Source organism: Candidatus Binatia bacterium, from assembly GCA_036493895.1.
Taxonomy (GTDB): Bacteria; Desulfobacterota; Binatia; order UBA1149; family CAITLU01; genus DATNBU01.
Genome location: DASXOZ010000045.1, coordinates 1 through 16,215 on the forward strand (window position 1 = coordinate 1; position 16,215 = coordinate 16,215).

Sequence of the window (16,215 nt, forward strand, 5' to 3'; positions counted from 1 at the left end):
AAGCCATCTGCCGGACAAGCGGTAGACGTGCCACTGCAGGTCTCGGCAACATCGCAGATGTCCGAGACCGGCCGGCAGACCGTGCCGTTGGTCGCAATTGCATCGGCCGGACACGCGGTCGTCGAACCGGTGCAGGATTCGGCGAGATCGCAGCCGCCTGCCGGCGAGCGACAGACGGTCGCCGTCGACGCCAATGCGTTGGCCGGACAAGTGGCCGTCGAGCCGGTACACGTCTCGGCCGGATCGCAGACTCCTGCCGAAGCGCGGCAAGTCGTCGTCGACGCGACCAACGAGTCGGTCGGGCACGCGGCCGACGCACCGGTGCAGTTCTCCGCGACGTCGCAGACTCCGCCGGAGCCGCGGCACACGGTCGCGCTCGAGACGAACGAATCGGCGGGACATGCGGCGCCGCTGCCGGTGCAGTGCTCGCCAACGTCGCAGACACCGGCGGCTGCACGGCACGTCGTCGCCGACGTCGCGAACGAATCGGACGGGCATGCGATGCCGGTGCCGGTGCACTTTTCGGCGACGTCGCAGACATCGGTTGCCGCGCGACAAGTCGTGGTCGAGGCGATGAAAAGGTCGGCCGGGCACGCGGCGGCCGAGCCGGTGCACTTTTCCGCCGTGTCGCAGACGTCGGCCACGTCGCGGCAAGTCACTGTGGACGCCGAGAACGAATCGGTCGGACACGCGGCGCCCGAACCCGTGCAGTTTTCGGCAAGGTCGCAGACGCCGGCCGAACCCCGGCAGGTGGTCGTCGAGGCTACGAACGCGTCGGCGGGACACGCGACGTCGCTGCCGGTGCAGCTCTCCGCGACGTCGCAGACGCCGGCCGAAGCACGGCAAGTCGTCGTCGGAGCCGAGAACGCGTCGGCGGGACAAGCGACGTTGCCGCCGGTGCAGTTCTCGGCGATGTCGCAGACTCCGCCGGAAGGTCGGCACGTGAAGGTGAAAGGCTGCAGCGCATCGTCGGGACACGCGGCGCTGCTCCCGGTGCACGCTTCGGCGACGTCGCAGACGCCGGCTGCCGAGCGGCAGACGGTCCCTGAATCGACGAACTCATCGACGGGGCAGTCGTTCGACGTGCCGTCGCAGATCTCGGCCAGGTCGCAGTCGCCGGTCTGGGCGCGGCACGTGGTGGTCAGCTTGGTGTCGTCCGGACAGTCCGGAGAGCTGCCGTCGCACTTCTCCTCGCTGTCGCAGACTCCGGCCGCCGCGCGACAAGACGTGTCGGCAGCGGAAAGCTCGGAGACGCAGATTCCCGCCAGGCAGGTGTCGTTCTGCGTGCAGGCGTGGTGGTCGTCGCAGGGGCCGCCTTCGTTGGTCGGCGTGTAGAGGCAGCTTCCGCCGCCATCCTCGGTGCACGAGTCGGCGGTGCAGTCGTTGTTGTCGTCGCAGTTGCGCGGCGTGAACACGCAGGCGTCGTTGCTGCAGGTGTCGACCGTGCAGAACAGGCCGTCGTCGCAGACGCGCGGAGTGCCCTTGCACGTGCCGTCCTGGCACGTGTCGCCTACGGTGCAGAAGTCGCCGTCGTCGCACGGGGCGCTGTTCGGCACGTGCGTGCAGTTGCCGCTTCCGTCGCAGACGTCGGTAGTGCACGGGTTCTGGTCGTCATCGCATCCGGTGACGCTGCTCGCGAAGGAATTGGCCGGGCACGCCGGCGACACTCCGGTGCACTGTTCGGCAACGTCGCAGAAATCCGCCGCCGGGCGGCACGTGACGTCCCCACCGAGGAATGCGTCCGCAGCGCACGCATTCGACACGCCGTCGCAGCTTTCGGCGACGTCGCAGATACCGGCGGAGCCGCGGCAGACCGCGGTGCTCTTGGCATCAATGGGGCAATCCGTGCCCGAACCGGTGCAGTGCTCGGCAAGATCGCACACTCCGCCGCTCGCGCGGCAGAGAGTGGCGCTCGAAGCGAACGCGTCGGTCGGGCACGCGGCGGTCGATCCGGTGCAGGATTCCGCGCTGTCGCAGATTCCGGCCTCGGGGCGGCACACGGTCGAGGAGTCGAGGAACTGGTCGGCAGGACACGCCGCCGTCGCGCCGGTGCACGACTCGCTCGTATCGCAAACTCCGGCGCTGGTGCGGCAAACGGTGTCCGACGAGACGAACTGGTCGGACGGACACGCGTTCGTCACGCCGTCGCAGTTTTCGGCGATGTCGCAGACGCCGGCCGCCGCGCGGCAGACGGTGGTACTGGGAATGACCGCGTCGGCGGGGCAGGAATCGGAGACGCCGTCGCAGGTCTCGACCGCGTCGCAGACATCGGCGGCCGGACGGCACACCGCGATGCTCTTCGTGTCGGTCGGACACGAGGCGCCGGCGCCGGTGCAATGCTCGGCGACGTCGCAGACGCCGGCGCTGCCGCGGCAGATCGTCGACGTGGATGCGAATGCATCGGTCGGACATGCAGCCGATGTGCCGGTGCAGCTTTCGGCGACGTCGCAGACGTCGGCCGCCGAGCGGCACTCGGCGCCCCCGGCGACGAAGACGTTGGCCGGGCAGTTGTTGGACACGCCGTCGCAGGTCTCGTCGACGTCGCAGACGCCAGCAGCGGCGCGGCAGAGGGCCGTGCTCTTGGCATCGGCCGTACAAGCCGTGTTCACGCCGTCGCAGGTATCGGCAAGATCGCAGACGCCGACAGCGCTGCGGCATACCTTCGTCGACGCCGCCACGGTGTCGGCGGGACACGAATCGGAAGTGCCGTCACAGCTTTCGGCCGCGTCGCAGACGTCGACCGCGCTGCGGCAGACGGCCGTGCTCTTGGCGTCCGTGGGGCACGCGGCCGAGCCGCCGGTGCAGTTTTCGGCCAGGTCGCAGACTCCGACCGACGAGCGGCACACGGCGGCCGAGGAGACGAACGCATTGGCCGGGCAGCCGGCCGACGTTCCCGTGCACGATTCGTCCACGTCGCAGACGCCGGCGGACGCGCGGCAGAGCGTACCGGATGAGACGAAGCCGTTGGCCCCACACGTCGTCGACGTGCCGTCGCAGGTTTCGGCGACATCGCAGATGCCCGCCGACGGGCGGCAGGCGACGCCCGATCCCTTGACGACATCGATCGGACAGGAGTCGGAAGTGCCGTCGCAGCTTTCCGCAAGGTCGCAGATGCCGGTTGCCGAGCGACAGACGGCGACACTCTTGGCATCGGCCGGACACGCGGCCGCAGCGCCGGTGCAGTTCTCCGTGAGATCGCAGATGCCGACCGATGCGCGGCAGACTGTGGTCGAGCTCACGAACGCGTTGGCGGGGCATGCCGCGGACGTGCCCGTGCAGGATTCGGCGAGGTCACAGATGCCTGCCGGGTCGCGGCAGACCGTGGTCGAGCTCACGAACGCGTTGGCGGGGCATGTCGCGGACGTGCCCGTGCAGGACTCGGCCACGTCGCAGACGCCTGCCGACGCGCGGCAGGTAGTGCCCGACGAGACCAGCGTGTCCGAAGGGCAGGAATTCGAAGTTCCCGTGCAGTTCTCGGCGACGTCGCAGGCGCCGGCCGCCACGCGGCACACCACGGTCGATGCGGACATCACGTCCGCGGGACACGAATCGGAAACCCCGTTGCAGGTCTCGACGGCGTCGCAGGCATCGGTGGCCGGGCGGCACACTGCCGCGCTCTTCGCATCCGCCGGGCACGCGGCCGTCGATCCCGTGCAATTCTCCGCGAGGTCGCAGACTCCGACCGACCCGCGGCAGAGGTTCACCGAGCTCAGGAACGAGTCGGTCGGACAGGTTCCGCTGGTGCCGGTGCAGGACTCGGCAACGTCGCAGACGCCGGCCACGTCGCGGCACGGGATTCCCGACGAGGAGAATGCATTGGCGGGGCAGGAGGTCGAGGTTCCGTCGCAGGTCTCGGCCACGTCGCAGACACTGACGGCGGCGCGGCACAGCGCGCCGGCATTGCCCGCCGTATGGGCGCAGGTGCCGGTTCCGTTGCACTGGTCGAGCGTGCACGGGTTGTTGTCGCTCGAGCACGAGACGCCGGCCGTGGTGAAGCAGGAAGCGGTGGCCTCGTTGCACGTGTCGTTGCACTCGGTGGTGCACGGGCTGCCCGCGTGGTTGCAGGTGCCGCCGCCGCAGGTGTCTGCGCCGTTGCAGAAAACGCCGTCATCGCATGCGAGCGTGTTGTTGCTGTGCGAGCACTGGGCGCCCTGCCCCGTCACCTTGCAGGTGTCGGTCGTGCAGACGTTCCCGTCGTCGCAAGGGGTGGACGTGCCGGCGTGGCAGGTGCCGCCGCCGCAGGTGTCGCCCGTCGTGCAGGGATCGCCGTCGTCGCACGGCGCGGTGTTGTTGACGTGCTGGCAGCCTCCCGAGGCGTCGCAGATGTCGTCGGTGCAAGGGTTGAGGTCGTCGGTGCAGGCGTGGCCCTGGTTGGCAAAACCGTTGGTCGGGCAGGAACCGGAGTTTCCGGTGCAGTTCTCGGCGACGTCGCAGATGCCGGCCGAACCGCGGCAGACCACGGTCGAGGCCACGAACGCATCGGCAGGACAGTTGTCGGAAGTTCCGTTGCAGCTTTCGGCGACGTCGCAGACACCGGACGCGGAGCGACAGACCGCGTTGCTCTTGGCGTCGGCCGGGCACGTGGTGCTGGTGCCGGTGCATCGTTCGGCGACGTCGCAGACACCAACCGCACCACGACACACGTTGACGGAGCTCAGCAGGGCATCGGCCGGACATGCGGAGCTGGTGCCGGTGCAGCTTTCGACGGCGTCGCAGACGCCGGCCGCCGAGCGGCACACCGTCGTCGAGGCCTGGAAGCCGTTGGCAGGGCACGCGTTCGAGACGCCGTCGCAGGTTTCCGCCGTATCGCAGACACCGGCAGAGGGCCGGCAGACGGCCGTGCTCTTGGCGTCGGCGGGACACGAGACCGAACCTCCGCTGCACGTCTCGGCGATGTCGCAGATGCCGAGGGCGGAGCGGCAGACCGTGGTCGAAGTCAGAAGGCCGTCGGCCGGACAGTCGTTGGAGACGCCGTTGCAGCTTTCCACCGCGTCGCAGACGTCGATCGCGGAGCGGCAGACCGCCACGCTCTTGGCATCGGCCGGGCACGATGCTGCCGCGCCGCTGCAGTTCTCGGCGAGATCGCAGACGCCGGCCGATGCGCGGCACTGCACCGTGCTCGCGACGAACGTGTCGGCGGGGCAGGCAGCGGCGGAGCCACTGCAGTTTTCGGCAACGTCGCAGACACCGGCCGATGCGCGGCACAGCGTGCTCGAAGGCAGGAACGCGTTGGTCGGGCACGTGGTCGACGTCCCGTCGCAGATTTCGGCGACGTCGCAGACGCCTGCTACCGCGCGGCACAGCGCGCCGGGGTTGCCGGCCGGATGCGCGCAGGTTCCCGTCCCGTTGCACTGGTCGACGGTGCACGGGTTGTTGTCCGTTGAGCACGAAGTGCCGGCCGCGCTGAAGCACGATGCATTGCCTTCGTTGCACGTGTCGTTGCACTCGGTCGTGCACGGGTTGCCCGAGTGGTTGCAGGTGCCGCTGCCACAAGTGTCGGTGCCGTTGCAGAATACGCCGTCGTTGCAGGGCAACGTGTTATTGCTGTGCGTGCAGGTCTGGGTCTGCTCCTTGCAGGTGTCGGTGGTGCAGACGTTGCTGTCGTCGCACGGAGAGCCGGTGCCGGCGACGCAGGCGCCGTTGCTGCAGGTGTCGCCCGCCGTGCAGAATTTTCCGTCGCTGCACGGGGCCGTGTTGTTCGTGTGCAGGCAGGTGCCCGAGCCGTCGCAGGTGTCGTCGGTGCACGGGTTGCCGTCGTCGGTGCACGCGGTGCCGACCGGCGAAGCACACGTATCGGTCGATTCGTTGCAGGTGTTGTTGCAGGTCGTCGTGCACGGGGTTCCGCTGTGCGTACAACTGCCGCCCGAGCAGACATCGGTGCCGTTGCAGAACAGGCCGTCGTCGCAGGACGCCGTGTTGTTCGGATGCGTGCAGAACACCGACGTTCCGCTGCAGACGTCGGTGGTGCACGGGTTGCCGTCGTTGGTGCAGCCGGTGATCGAGGACGCGAAGCCGTCGGCCGGGCAAGACGACGAGGTGCCGGTGCAGGTCTCGGCGACGTCACAGACGCCGGCAGACGCGCGGCACACCGTGCCCGAAGTCGACAGCGAATCGGTGGGACAGGTATTCGACGTGCCGGTGCATTTTTCGGCCGGGTCGCAGATGCCGGCGCTCGTGCGGCACGTGGTGGTCGAGGCGGCGAACGAATCGGCCGGACACGCCGCGGCGGTTCCGGTGCAGTTCTCGGCAACGTCGCAGAGGCCGGCCGAGCCGCGGCAGACGACGGTCGAGGCGACGAAGGCATCGGCCGGACAGGTATCGGAGACGCCGTTGCAGCTTTCGGTGACGTCGCAGGAGCCGGCTGACGGACGGCAGACTGCCACGCTCTTGCTGTCGGCCGGACAGACGGCCGAGCCGCCGTTGCAGAACTCGGCGAGGTCGCAGATGCCGTTGGACGCGCGGCACAGCGTCGTCGTCGGCAGGAAGCCGTTGCCCGGGCAGACCGTGGAGGTGCCGGTGCAGGTTTCGGCGGCGTCGCAGATTCCGACCGAAGAACGGCAGACGGTCGCCGTGGACGCGAAGGCGTCGACGGGGCATGCCGCTGCGTTTCCAGTGCAGGTTTCGGCGACGTCGCAGGTCACCGAAGCGCCGCGGCAGACGACCGAGCTTGCCTGGAACGAATCTGCCGGACAGCTCGCCGAGGTGCCGCTGCAGTTCTCGGCGACGTCGCAGATGCCGGCCGAGGAGCGGCAGACGCTCGAGGTCGATGCGAACGAATCGGCCGGGCAGGTGTTGCTTACGCCGTTGCAGCTCTCGGCGACGTCACACACTCCGGCCGATGCGCGGCAGACGGCCACGCTCTTGGCATCGGCGGGACAGGAGCCCGATACGCCGTTGCAGAATTCGGCAGGGTCGCAGACGCCGGCCGAGCTGCGGCACAGCGTGGTCGTGGACAGCACCGTGTCGGATGGACAGACCGTGGACGTACCGGTGCAGGATTCGGCGACGTCGCAGGTTCCCGCAACCGCGCGGCACAGGGTCCCGCTGGAGGCGAAGGAATCGCCCGGGCAGACGGTGGAGTTTCCGGTGCAGGTCTCGGCGACGTCGCAGACGCTGGTCGCGCTGCGGCAGACGACAGAGGAGGATGCCGGCACGTCGGCAGGACAATCGACGGAGTTTCCCGTGCAGGTTTCGGCGGCGTCGCAAATCGCGGTCGATGCGCGGCACACCACCGTCGTGGTCGCGAAGGAATCGGCCGGACAATCGTTGCCTACTCCGTCGCAACTCTCGGTGAGATCACAGACGCCGCTGGACGGGCGACAGACGGAAGTCAGTTTCGCATCGCCCGGACAGCTGGCCTGGCCGCCGGTGCATTTCTCGACGGCATCGCAGACTCCGGCCGCGTCGCGGCACACCGTCGTCGACGGAAGGAACGTATTGGCGGGGCACGTCGTCGACGTCCCGTCGCAGCTCTCGACGATATCGCAGGAGCCGGCTGCGGCCCTGCAGACGGTGCCGCTCGGCTGCCGCGAATCGGCAGGACAGCCGGCCGACGTGCCGTCGCAGGTCTCGACGGCATCGCAAGCGCCGGTGGCCGAGCGGCAGACCGTCGTGGACGTCACGAATGTGTCGACCGGACAGGCGGCATCGACCGCCGGAGTCTGGTTGCCGCACGTCTCGGCGAGGTCACAGACACCGGCGCTGGCACGGCAGACGGTGGTCGACGCAAGAAGATTACAGGTCTTCGAGTCGCAACAGGGGCCGGTCTCGCACTGCTCGTTGCCGTTGAGGATTCCGTCGGGGGCGCCGTGGCAGTTGTTCTGCGCGGCTGGGGCGGAGTGAGGAAGCAGGAGTGCGCCGGCCAGGACCACGGCCCAGGCGACTAGCGTGCGCGAGAACAAAGAATGCATCGTTCCTCCCAGTGCGGGGCGCTTCCGCACCTGACAGCCTCTTTCGAACCCCCGAAGCCGGGCCCCGTTCCCGACCGGCGCGGCGCTTGCGAGCCGGTGCAGCAATGCTGCGCCAGCACGCGAGCCGCGAGTGGGGAGCGACACGCTAGCCCAGAATCGCGGGCGCTACCATAAGGGATGGCACCCGAATGTGTGCGCTGAGGATTGCCAAAGACGGCCCCCGTGCAGATGCTGGACGCGAACGAGTCCGGCCGGGTCCGGCTCCACACCCGGGTGCGCCGGGGGCAGGATGATCGGCAGGATCGTCAGCGGGATTGCAGAAGGACCGTCAGCAGGATTGCCAGAAGGATCCTCGGCGGGATCACCACGATGATCCCAGGGCCGGGGCCGCTGCCACGGAGGATTACCAGAATGAGTTGCCAACGTGCCTGACCAGTGGTTGCCGGGTCGCCCTCCGGGCTCCCAGGGGCCGAACGACCCCATCGCCGAGTTGCAGAAGCTCTGGGGCCAGATCGTCGGAGGCCGCGGCGGCGGCAACGGCCAGTCTCCTCCCGGACCGGGCTTCAGCCTGAGCCCGTCGCTTCTGGCGGCGATCCTGGCCGCCGTGTGGCTGCTGTCGGGAATCTTCATCGTTGCGCCCGACGAGCGCGGCATCGTGCTGCGCTTCGGCCGCGTGGTCCGCGAAGCGGGCCCCGGCCCCGGCTATCACCTGCCGTGGCCGATCGAGGAAGTGATGAAGCCGTCGGTCACCGCCATCCGCAAGGAGGAATTCGGGTTCCGCACGGTGTCGGTCGGCCCTCCGGCGCGCTACGTCGACGAGGACAGCGAGGCGCTGATGGTCACGGGCGACGAGAACATCGTCAAGCTCCAGTTCATCGTGCAGTACCGCATCAAGCCCGACGCCAGCGGCCCTTCCGATTTCCTCTTCAAGGTCCATGACGGCCAGAGAACGGTGCGGGACGCCGCCGAAGCCGCGATGCGCGAAGTGATCGGCCGCAGCGACATCGACGACGCGCTGACCGAAGGCAAGGACAGGATCCAGACCGAGGCCCAGGTGCTGATGCAGCAGATCGTCGACCGCTACAGCCTCGGCGCCGAGATCATGACCGTCAAGCTCCAGGACGTCGATCCTCCCGACCAGGTTGCCGACGCGTTCAAGGACGTGATCAGCGCGCAGCAGGACCGCGAAAGAATGATCAACGAGGCCACCGGCTACAGCAACGACGTCGTCCCGAAGGCTCGGGGCCAGGCGGCGCAGATGCTGAACGAGGCCGACGCGTACGCGCAGACCAAGGTGCGCGACGCCGAAGGCTCGGCGGGACGATTCAGTGCGCTGCAGGCCGAGTACGCCAAGGCCAGCGACGTCACGCGCACGCGCCTGTACCTGGAAACGATGGAACAGGTGGTGGGCCGCAGCAATCTCATCGTCCTCGACGCCAACTCGGCAAAGCAGGTCGTGCCTTACCTTCCGCTGGACCAGATGCTCAAGGCACCAAAACCCGCGGCGGCAGAGCCGGCGGCGAAACCGTGACGGCGGCGGTACTGCGATGAACCGCCGACATCTGCCCCTGGCAATCTTCCTCGTCGTGCTCGCCGCCACGTGGAATCTCGCGCTCTACACCGTTCCGCAGTGGAAACAGGCGATGGTCGTCCAGCTCGGCGAGCCGGTGCGCATCGTCCAGGAGCCCGGCCTGTACTGGAAGATCCCGTTCGTCCAGAACGTGCTCTACTTCGACCTTCGCCTGATGGACTACGACGCCTCTCCGCGCGACGTGCTGACCAAGGACAAGCAGCAGCTCGTCGTCGACAACTTCGCGCGCTGGCGCATCCGCGATCCGCTGCAGTTCTACCGCACCGTGCGCGACGAGGCCGGCGCCGCCTCGCGCCTCGACGACATCATCTATTCGGACGTCCGTGAGAACCTCGGTCGTCACACGCTGGCGGAGATCATCAAGACCGACCGTCCCCAGATCATGGCCGAGGTGACACAGGCCTGCGACAAGAAGACGCGCGACTACGGCATCGAGATCGCCGACGTGCGCATCAAGCGCGCCGACCTGCCGGTCAAGACCGAGATGAACGTCTTCAGTCGCATGCGCACCGAGCGCGAGCGCCTGGCCAAGAAGTTCCGCGCCGAAGGCGACGAGGAGGCACGCAAGGTGCGCTCGGAGGCCGACAAGCAGGTCTCGATCCTGATGGCCGAAGCACGCAAGTCCTCGGAGATCCGCCGCGGCGAAGGCGATGCCCAGGCCGTGAAGATCTTCGCCGACGCGAGCGCGCGCGATCCCGACTTCTACCTGTTCGTCCGCACCCTGGAGGCCTATCGGAACGCGATCCAGCCCGGCACTTCGCTGGTTCTTTCTCCCGACAGCGAGTTCCTTCACCTGTTCCAGGGCGACCGCAGGCCGGCCCGGCCGTAATCGGCCGGGCCGCCGTCCCTCGCGGGCTGCCGTCTCTTGCGGACCGCCGTCTGTTGCGGACCACCGTCTCTTGCGGACCGCGGCGGCCAGTTCGCTGCGCGGCCGGCGGGCTCGCGGGCCCGCCCATGACGTTCGCCTCGCCTGAATTGTGCGACGGCGGTCCAGCGTGTAACCTCGCGCAAAAGGAGGACCACCAATGTTTTCAAGGAGCCACGGATACCTGGCCACTGCGCTGGCGGGAGCGCTGGTCGCGACGACCTCGGTGGCCGCCCTCGCGGCCGACGAAGCGAGCCCATACGGCGGAAAGTCGGCTTACGTCAGCGCCGGCGGTGTGTACGCAATCGAGAATTCCGACTCGAACATCACCCAGGGAAGCCTCGACAACAGTGGCGGCTACGACCTGCGCCTCGGCTACGGGTTCAATGACTGGGCCGCGGCCGAGGTCGAATGGCAGGCGATGACCCACTTCGACACGAACTCGCACGACCCGGCCACCGGCATCGAGAACAATCCGTCGCCCGAAGCCCGACTGCTGAGCCTCAACGGCAGGTACTCGCCGCTGACCGGCCGCTTCCAGCCCTACGGGCTGATCGGCGGCGGCTGGTACAACGTGCAGGCCGACACGCAGCGCAACTCCCTCCACGAGAGCTCGTTCGCGATGAAGTTCGGCATCGGCCTTGCGGCCTACATCACGAACCGCGCGGGAGTCGCCGTCGAAGCCGCCTACATCCTCCCGCTGAGCGGCACACTGGCCGGCGGCCACAGCTTCGACGTCATCCCCCTCACCTTCAGCTTCTTCTTCCACTTCAAGTAGGAAGAGCTCCGACCTTTGGGGTCAGGCACCATTCCTGTGGTGCCTGACCCCATTCCTGTGGTGCCTGACCCCATTCCCCTGGTGCCTGACCCCATTCCCAAGATGTAATAATCAGCGGACGAGCAGGAGGAAGAGGGCGAGCTCGTCGAGAGCCTTGCCGACGGGATGCGCAGGGTGCGCGACGATGACCGGCTGCAGCGTCGTCGCCCCTTTGTGAAACAGCTCCGGCGCCGCAGGAATGATGCCGTACTTCTTCAGCCCGAGTTGCGAGTTGATGTCGGCCGCCGCAATCGCATCCGGCATCTGCAGGCGCGAGACGATGACGCTGCCGATCGGCACGCGCACGTTCCACGACTGGAACAGCGACATCATCACGCGCGCTGCTGCGACGGACGACGGCTCGCGCTCGATGACCATGGCGACGAGGTCCGCCTTGCAGAGGATTTCCTTGTTGACGGCCGTGGCCTGGGACGCAAGGTCGATGATCACCAGGTCGGACGTGCGGATCGCGGCGTCCAGAATCGCACGCGCCTGTTCGACGCGCAGGATGCCGAAATCCTCGGGATTTTGCGGGGAAGCCAGCACCCGCAGCCCGTTCAAGTGGCGCGAAAGGCTCTGCTCGACTTTTTCCGGCGTGATCTGGTGGGGCTCGAGCACGAGCAGCGTCGCCATGTCGTGCAGCGGCGCGATGTTGACGAGCCTCGTCAGGTTTCCGTAGTCGCCGCGCATCTCGATCGCAGTGACCGACAGGCCCCTGCCGCACAGCGCGGAAGCGACGTTGGCGACGATCGTCGTCGTGCCTGCGCCGCCCTTGGCGCCGATCAGCGCGACGGTGCGTCCCCGCTTCGATGGCGCAGCCGGCGCAAAACCGGAGGCCGGCTCCTGCACCTTGGCCGCGTAACCTTCGATCGCGTAGCGAAGCGTGCGCGCGAGATGGCGTGAGCGCAGCTCGCTCTTGACGAGGTAGCCCGCCGCGCCGTGCTTCATCGCCTCGACGTCGACTTCGCGCGCGTCCTGTCCGGTCAGGATGATGACGGGACCGAGGCGCCCTTCCTGCAGCTCGCCGCAAAGCAGATCGAGGCCGCTGCGACGGCCGAGGCGGTAGTCGACGAGGAAGACGTCGTAGCCGCCGCGACGGATCTCGAGGATCGCGTCTTCGTAAGTCGGCGCCCACACCAGGTCGAACTGCTCGTCCTCGACTTCGGCGAGCAGCTCGCGGGTAAGCGTATAGTCGTCTTCGTCGTCCTCGACGAGCAGGATTCGAATCGCGGCCATGCGAAGTTGCTTCCCCCGGGAACTCCCGACCTCGGCTTCGGTCCCTCCCCGGACCGCGAGCCTGCCGATGCCGGCTTCCCGATCCCCTTTTACCGACTCGCCTCCCGAATAACAGCCGTCATCGGCGTCGCGGTGCCGAATGTTCCTTTGCAAGGCGGGTGGAGCCGAGCGCAGGACTCGGAAAACGGGCCGGGGTCGCGCAGGCAGCGCCACGCCGGTGCCGGACCCGAACTTGCCAGCGACGAGCCGGCGAACGGCCCGTTCGGGGCGCCGCGACGGAGCCGGGCTACTGGGCCGGGGCCGCCGGCGCCGCTGCCGCGGGGCCCTTCTGGGCGGCGATCGAGACCGCCGTGGCCCCTGCTCTCTTGGCCGCCTGCAGGATGTCGACGGCCTCGCCCAGCACGACGCTCTCGTCGCCCTGCAGGATCACGAGCTTCTTCGGGTCGTCGGCGAGCAGATCGCGAAGGGTCGGCTCGAGCTGGGCCAGCTCGACCGGGAGCTGGTTGACGAAGACCTTGTGGTCGGCCGTCACCGTCACCGTGAGCCCCCTCGATTCCTCGACCACCTGCTGGGCCTTCGGAAGGTTCACCGTCGCCGCCGACTCGACCATCGCGGAGGTCGTGATCATGAAGATGATCAGCAGCACGAGGAACACGTCGGTCAGCGGAGTGATGTTGATCTCGGCCATCAACGACTCGCCCGAGTCGTCGAGCTGGATCTTCCCGAGAGCCATCTACCGCTCCCCGACTGCCGATCCGGCAGCACCGGCTTCGACGAAACGCCCGAGGCCTACGCGAAGCTGGGTGTCGAGGTTGCCGATGCGCACCTGGAAGTAGTTGAAGAACAGCAGCGCCAGGATCGCGACGAGAAGACCGAGCGCGGTAGCGACCAGCGCTTCGGAGATTCCGGCGGCGACGACGGCGAAACCGCCCGTGCCCATGACCGCCATCTGGTGGAACGATTTGATGATGCCGATGACGGTGCCGAGAAGCCCGATGAACGGCGCGGAGGCGGCCACCGTGCCGAGCAGCCAGATGCTGCCCTTCAGGCGCCGCACCTCGTCCAGGCGGCGCCGCTCGCCGTACTCGAGCAGGTCGTCGGCGCTGGTGCGGCCGAGCAGGGAAACGAGCGGCGCATAGACGCGCGCTGCGGGGGAGGTCGTCATCGCGCCCTGCAGCGTCGCGCCCGCGCCGGCCGCATCTCCTGCCGCGAGCGAAGCGCACGCGCTTTCGGTGACGCCGTCGATCGAGCCGGCAAGGCCGCGCATGATCCACAGTCTCTCGATCATGATGCTCGTGATCATCACGGACATCGCGATCAGCGGGTAGGTCACGTACCAGCCGTTGCGGACCAGATCGATGATGCTGATGCTCGTGGCGACGGATTCGGGACTGGCGGCTGCGGTCGGGTCCATGGGTTCTCCTGTCTATCCGTTCCTGTTTCTATCCGGGCGCCGTTGCAATGGCGGGCTGCGGCAGGCGGCTGCGCTAGGGGCCGGCGCAGGACTTGGCCGCAACGTCGGCAAACTGCTTCTTCGTCGGCGCGTCGCGCAGATCGGGGTGGAAGCCGTCCACCTCGCGGACACTCTGGCAGGCCTTGTCCTTCTGTCCGGCGGCGACGAGGTCGCCGGCAAGCGCCAGGCGCGCCTCGTACCAGGCCGGGGTGGCAACCTGCTGGAGCATTGCCAGCCGCGACCACAATCCGGCGGCATCCTCGTTCTGCCCGCGCCGGTCGGCCAGCAGCGCGGAGGCTCTCAGCAGCGACCGCGATTCGGGCTGGGCGTGCAGCAGCTCGGCGTAAAGCGACGCTGCATCGCTCAGGCGATTCTGCTCGACGTAGGACATCGCCAGGTTGAGCTTGACCTCTTCCGGGATCGGCTTTCCTGCCGCGCGCATGCGGTCGAGCAGCGTCGTGGCCATTGCGGCCCAGCGCTGCGAGGCCGCGGGATCGGTGGGCGCCGCATCGGCGCTGCGCCTCAGCAGCGCGCGAGAGAGCTTCTCGACGATGTCGAAGTAGTTCGCTTCGGTGTCGGGCATCGCCGCCAGTATCTTGACCGCGGGCTCGGCAACATCGATGCGGTTCTGGGCGGTCGAGCCGGCGGCGCGAATCGCGGCGACCGGCAGCGCAAGGTCGCTGACTTTTGGATAGTGCGCCTCGAAGCCGTCGAGCAGCGACAGCGCTTCGGTAGAGTCGGCGCCGGGGCCGCTGCCGACGGCCATCGCATGCGCGACCGTCGTGCGTGCCTTCAGGTCTTCGGACGCCGATGCGCCGCCGCCGGAGGACAGCTTGTCGAAGCGCTTCCACGCATCCTCGGCGCGCGAGCGAAGCTCGGCGGCGCGCTCGGGCACGATGTTGTCGGTCGTGGCGATCGTGTCGGCCAGGCACTGAAGCTCGTTGGCCGCCGCGCGCAGACGAAACGCCGGCGGTCCCTCCACCTTCTCGAACGCGTCGGCGGCATCGGCATAGCGGCGCTGTCCCTGCAGCAGCTCCGCGTAACGGAACAGCCCTTCGTAGTGCGACTCGTGGTCGGGGTAGTTCTTGACGAAGTTTTCGACGACGGCGAAGAACGTGCCCTCGGTCTCCGGCGTCGCCGACGCACGATAGATTCCTTCGGCGGCCCGGAATTGCAGGTAGGCGGCTTCCGGGGCCAGCGCGCCCTTCGGTGCGGCATCGAGGTACTTGCGCAGCTCCCGCTCCGAGTCGGCGTAGCGGCCGAGGCGGAAGTAGCAGACGCCGAGGCGGTGGTGCACCTCGTTCTCGTGCGACCCCGCGTTGCCCGACTGCTCGATCTTCTCGTACGCCTTGGCCGCTTCTTCGAATTTCTCGGCTGCCGCGAGATTTTCGGCGGCGATCCATTCGGCCGACACCGTCGCTCCGAGCACGGGCCGCGGGTCTTTCAGGTGCGCAACGGCCATGGCGGTGACGCGCTGCGAGTACGAGGGACCGAGCGACGAAAGCTGAGCTGCCAGCGTCGCGGCTTCGCTGCGCACGTTGTCGCCGCCGCCCGCCGACATCGCCTGCAGCAGCGCTTCGAGGCGCAGCATGCGGATCTGCGTCAGCATCGCCGCGTTGACGCCGCCGCTTTGCGCTTCGGAAAGCAGTCGCTGCGTCTCGGCAAGGCCGCCCGAGCCTGAGGCCGATGCCTTCATCTGGCCGAGTGCCATGCGCGCCGGCCAGTACAGCGTCGTTCCCTTCGACTGCTCGAGCACGAGTTGGAGGTCGGATTCGGCTTCGCTCGTCTCGCCGAGCTCGCCGAGAGTGAGGCCGCGGCCGAGGATGCTCTCCATCCTCATTTTCGGGTCCGAAGCGCCGACGAACTCCGAGAATTCCTGAGCAGCCTTCTCGAGCCACGCCTTGCGCTTGTCCTTGTCGCTCGGGCTCAGCATCGCCATGCGGTAGTGCAGCCACGAGAGCTGCCCGGCTGCCGCCAGCGTGAAGCCGCGGTCGACCTGCCACCAGTGCTCCTTGTAGAGCACCTCGGGGTTGCCGTCGTCCCGGATGATGTCGGCCTGGGCCTTGTCGATGTGGCCCTGGTGGTGCGCGCGCAGTTTTTCGAGCAGCGGAAGAATCGCGCTTGCCGATGCGAGCGCAGCGCGGCGGCTCTCGTCGCTGCCGGTGCGCACCCATTGGTCGTAGCTGTCGGCAACCTGGTCCGACACCGCGGCCAGCTCGCCGAACAGCGCCTGCTCCTGCTGCTCGCCGAGGTTTCCCGCGACGGCGCGATCGGCTTCCGCGGCCATTTCGCCGATCGATGCAGCGCATGCAGCGCGCGGAGAGGCGCCAGCGATGACGAAGG

8 protein-coding genes are annotated in these 16,215 nt (G+C 68.1%); 3 read left to right on the forward strand and 5 right to left on the reverse strand.

Annotated features, from left to right (window positions below; genetic code table 11):
• Positions 1 to 7,910 (reverse strand): hypothetical protein (locus tag VGK20_10990; protein ID HEY2774559.1); only part of this gene is annotated, 7,910 nt, incomplete at its 3' end.
• Positions 7,911 to 8,334: 424 nt separating this feature from the next.
• Here VGK20_10990 and hflK point away from each other — a divergent pair.
• The 3 genes from hflK (at position 8,335) to VGK20_11005 (ending at position 11,144) form a co-directional block, all read left to right on the forward strand.
• Positions 8,335 to 9,441: an FtsH protease activity modulator HflK gene (gene hflK, locus VGK20_10995; protein ID HEY2774560.1), complete on the forward strand. Its 1,107-nt coding sequence runs from the start codon at positions 8,335 to 8,337 to the stop codon at positions 9,439 to 9,441.
• A 16-nt stretch (positions 9,442 to 9,457) separates the two neighbouring features.
• Positions 9,458 to 10,330 carry a protease modulator HflC gene (locus VGK20_11000; protein ID HEY2774561.1) on the forward strand — a complete coding sequence of 291 codons (873 nt, stop codon included), beginning with the start codon at positions 9,458 to 9,460 and terminating at the stop codon, positions 10,328 to 10,330.
• A gap of 196 nt (positions 10,331 to 10,526) precedes the next feature.
• Positions 10,527 to 11,144 carry a porin family protein gene (locus VGK20_11005; protein ID HEY2774562.1) on the forward strand — a complete coding sequence of 206 codons (618 nt, stop codon included), beginning with the start codon at positions 10,527 to 10,529 and terminating at the stop codon, positions 11,142 to 11,144.
• Positions 11,145 to 11,255: 111 nt separating this feature from the next.
• Here VGK20_11005 and VGK20_11010 read toward each other — a convergent pair whose 3' ends face one another.
• From VGK20_11010 to VGK20_11025, 4 genes are all read right to left on the reverse strand, one after another.
• Positions 11,256 to 12,419 carry a response regulator gene (locus VGK20_11010; GenBank protein ID HEY2774563.1) on the reverse strand — a complete coding sequence of 388 codons (1,164 nt, stop codon included), beginning with the start codon at positions 12,417 to 12,419 and terminating at the stop codon, positions 11,256 to 11,258.
• Positions 12,420 to 12,705: 286 nt separating this feature from the next.
• Positions 12,706 to 13,152: a biopolymer transporter ExbD gene (locus tag VGK20_11015; GenBank protein HEY2774564.1), complete on the reverse strand. Its 447-nt coding sequence runs from the start codon at positions 13,150 to 13,152 to the stop codon at positions 12,706 to 12,708.
• Positions 13,153 to 13,833 carry a MotA/TolQ/ExbB proton channel family protein gene (locus VGK20_11020; GenBank protein ID HEY2774565.1) on the reverse strand — a complete coding sequence of 227 codons (681 nt, stop codon included), beginning with the start codon at positions 13,831 to 13,833 and terminating at the stop codon, positions 13,153 to 13,155.
• A gap of 73 nt (positions 13,834 to 13,906) precedes the next feature.
• The gene (locus VGK20_11025; protein HEY2774566.1) at positions 13,907 to 16,159 is read right to left on the reverse strand and encodes a tetratricopeptide repeat protein; all 2,253 of its coding nucleotides are present in this window, start codon (positions 16,157 to 16,159) and stop codon (positions 13,907 to 13,909) included.
• Positions 16,160 to 16,215 lie beyond the last annotated feature (56 nt).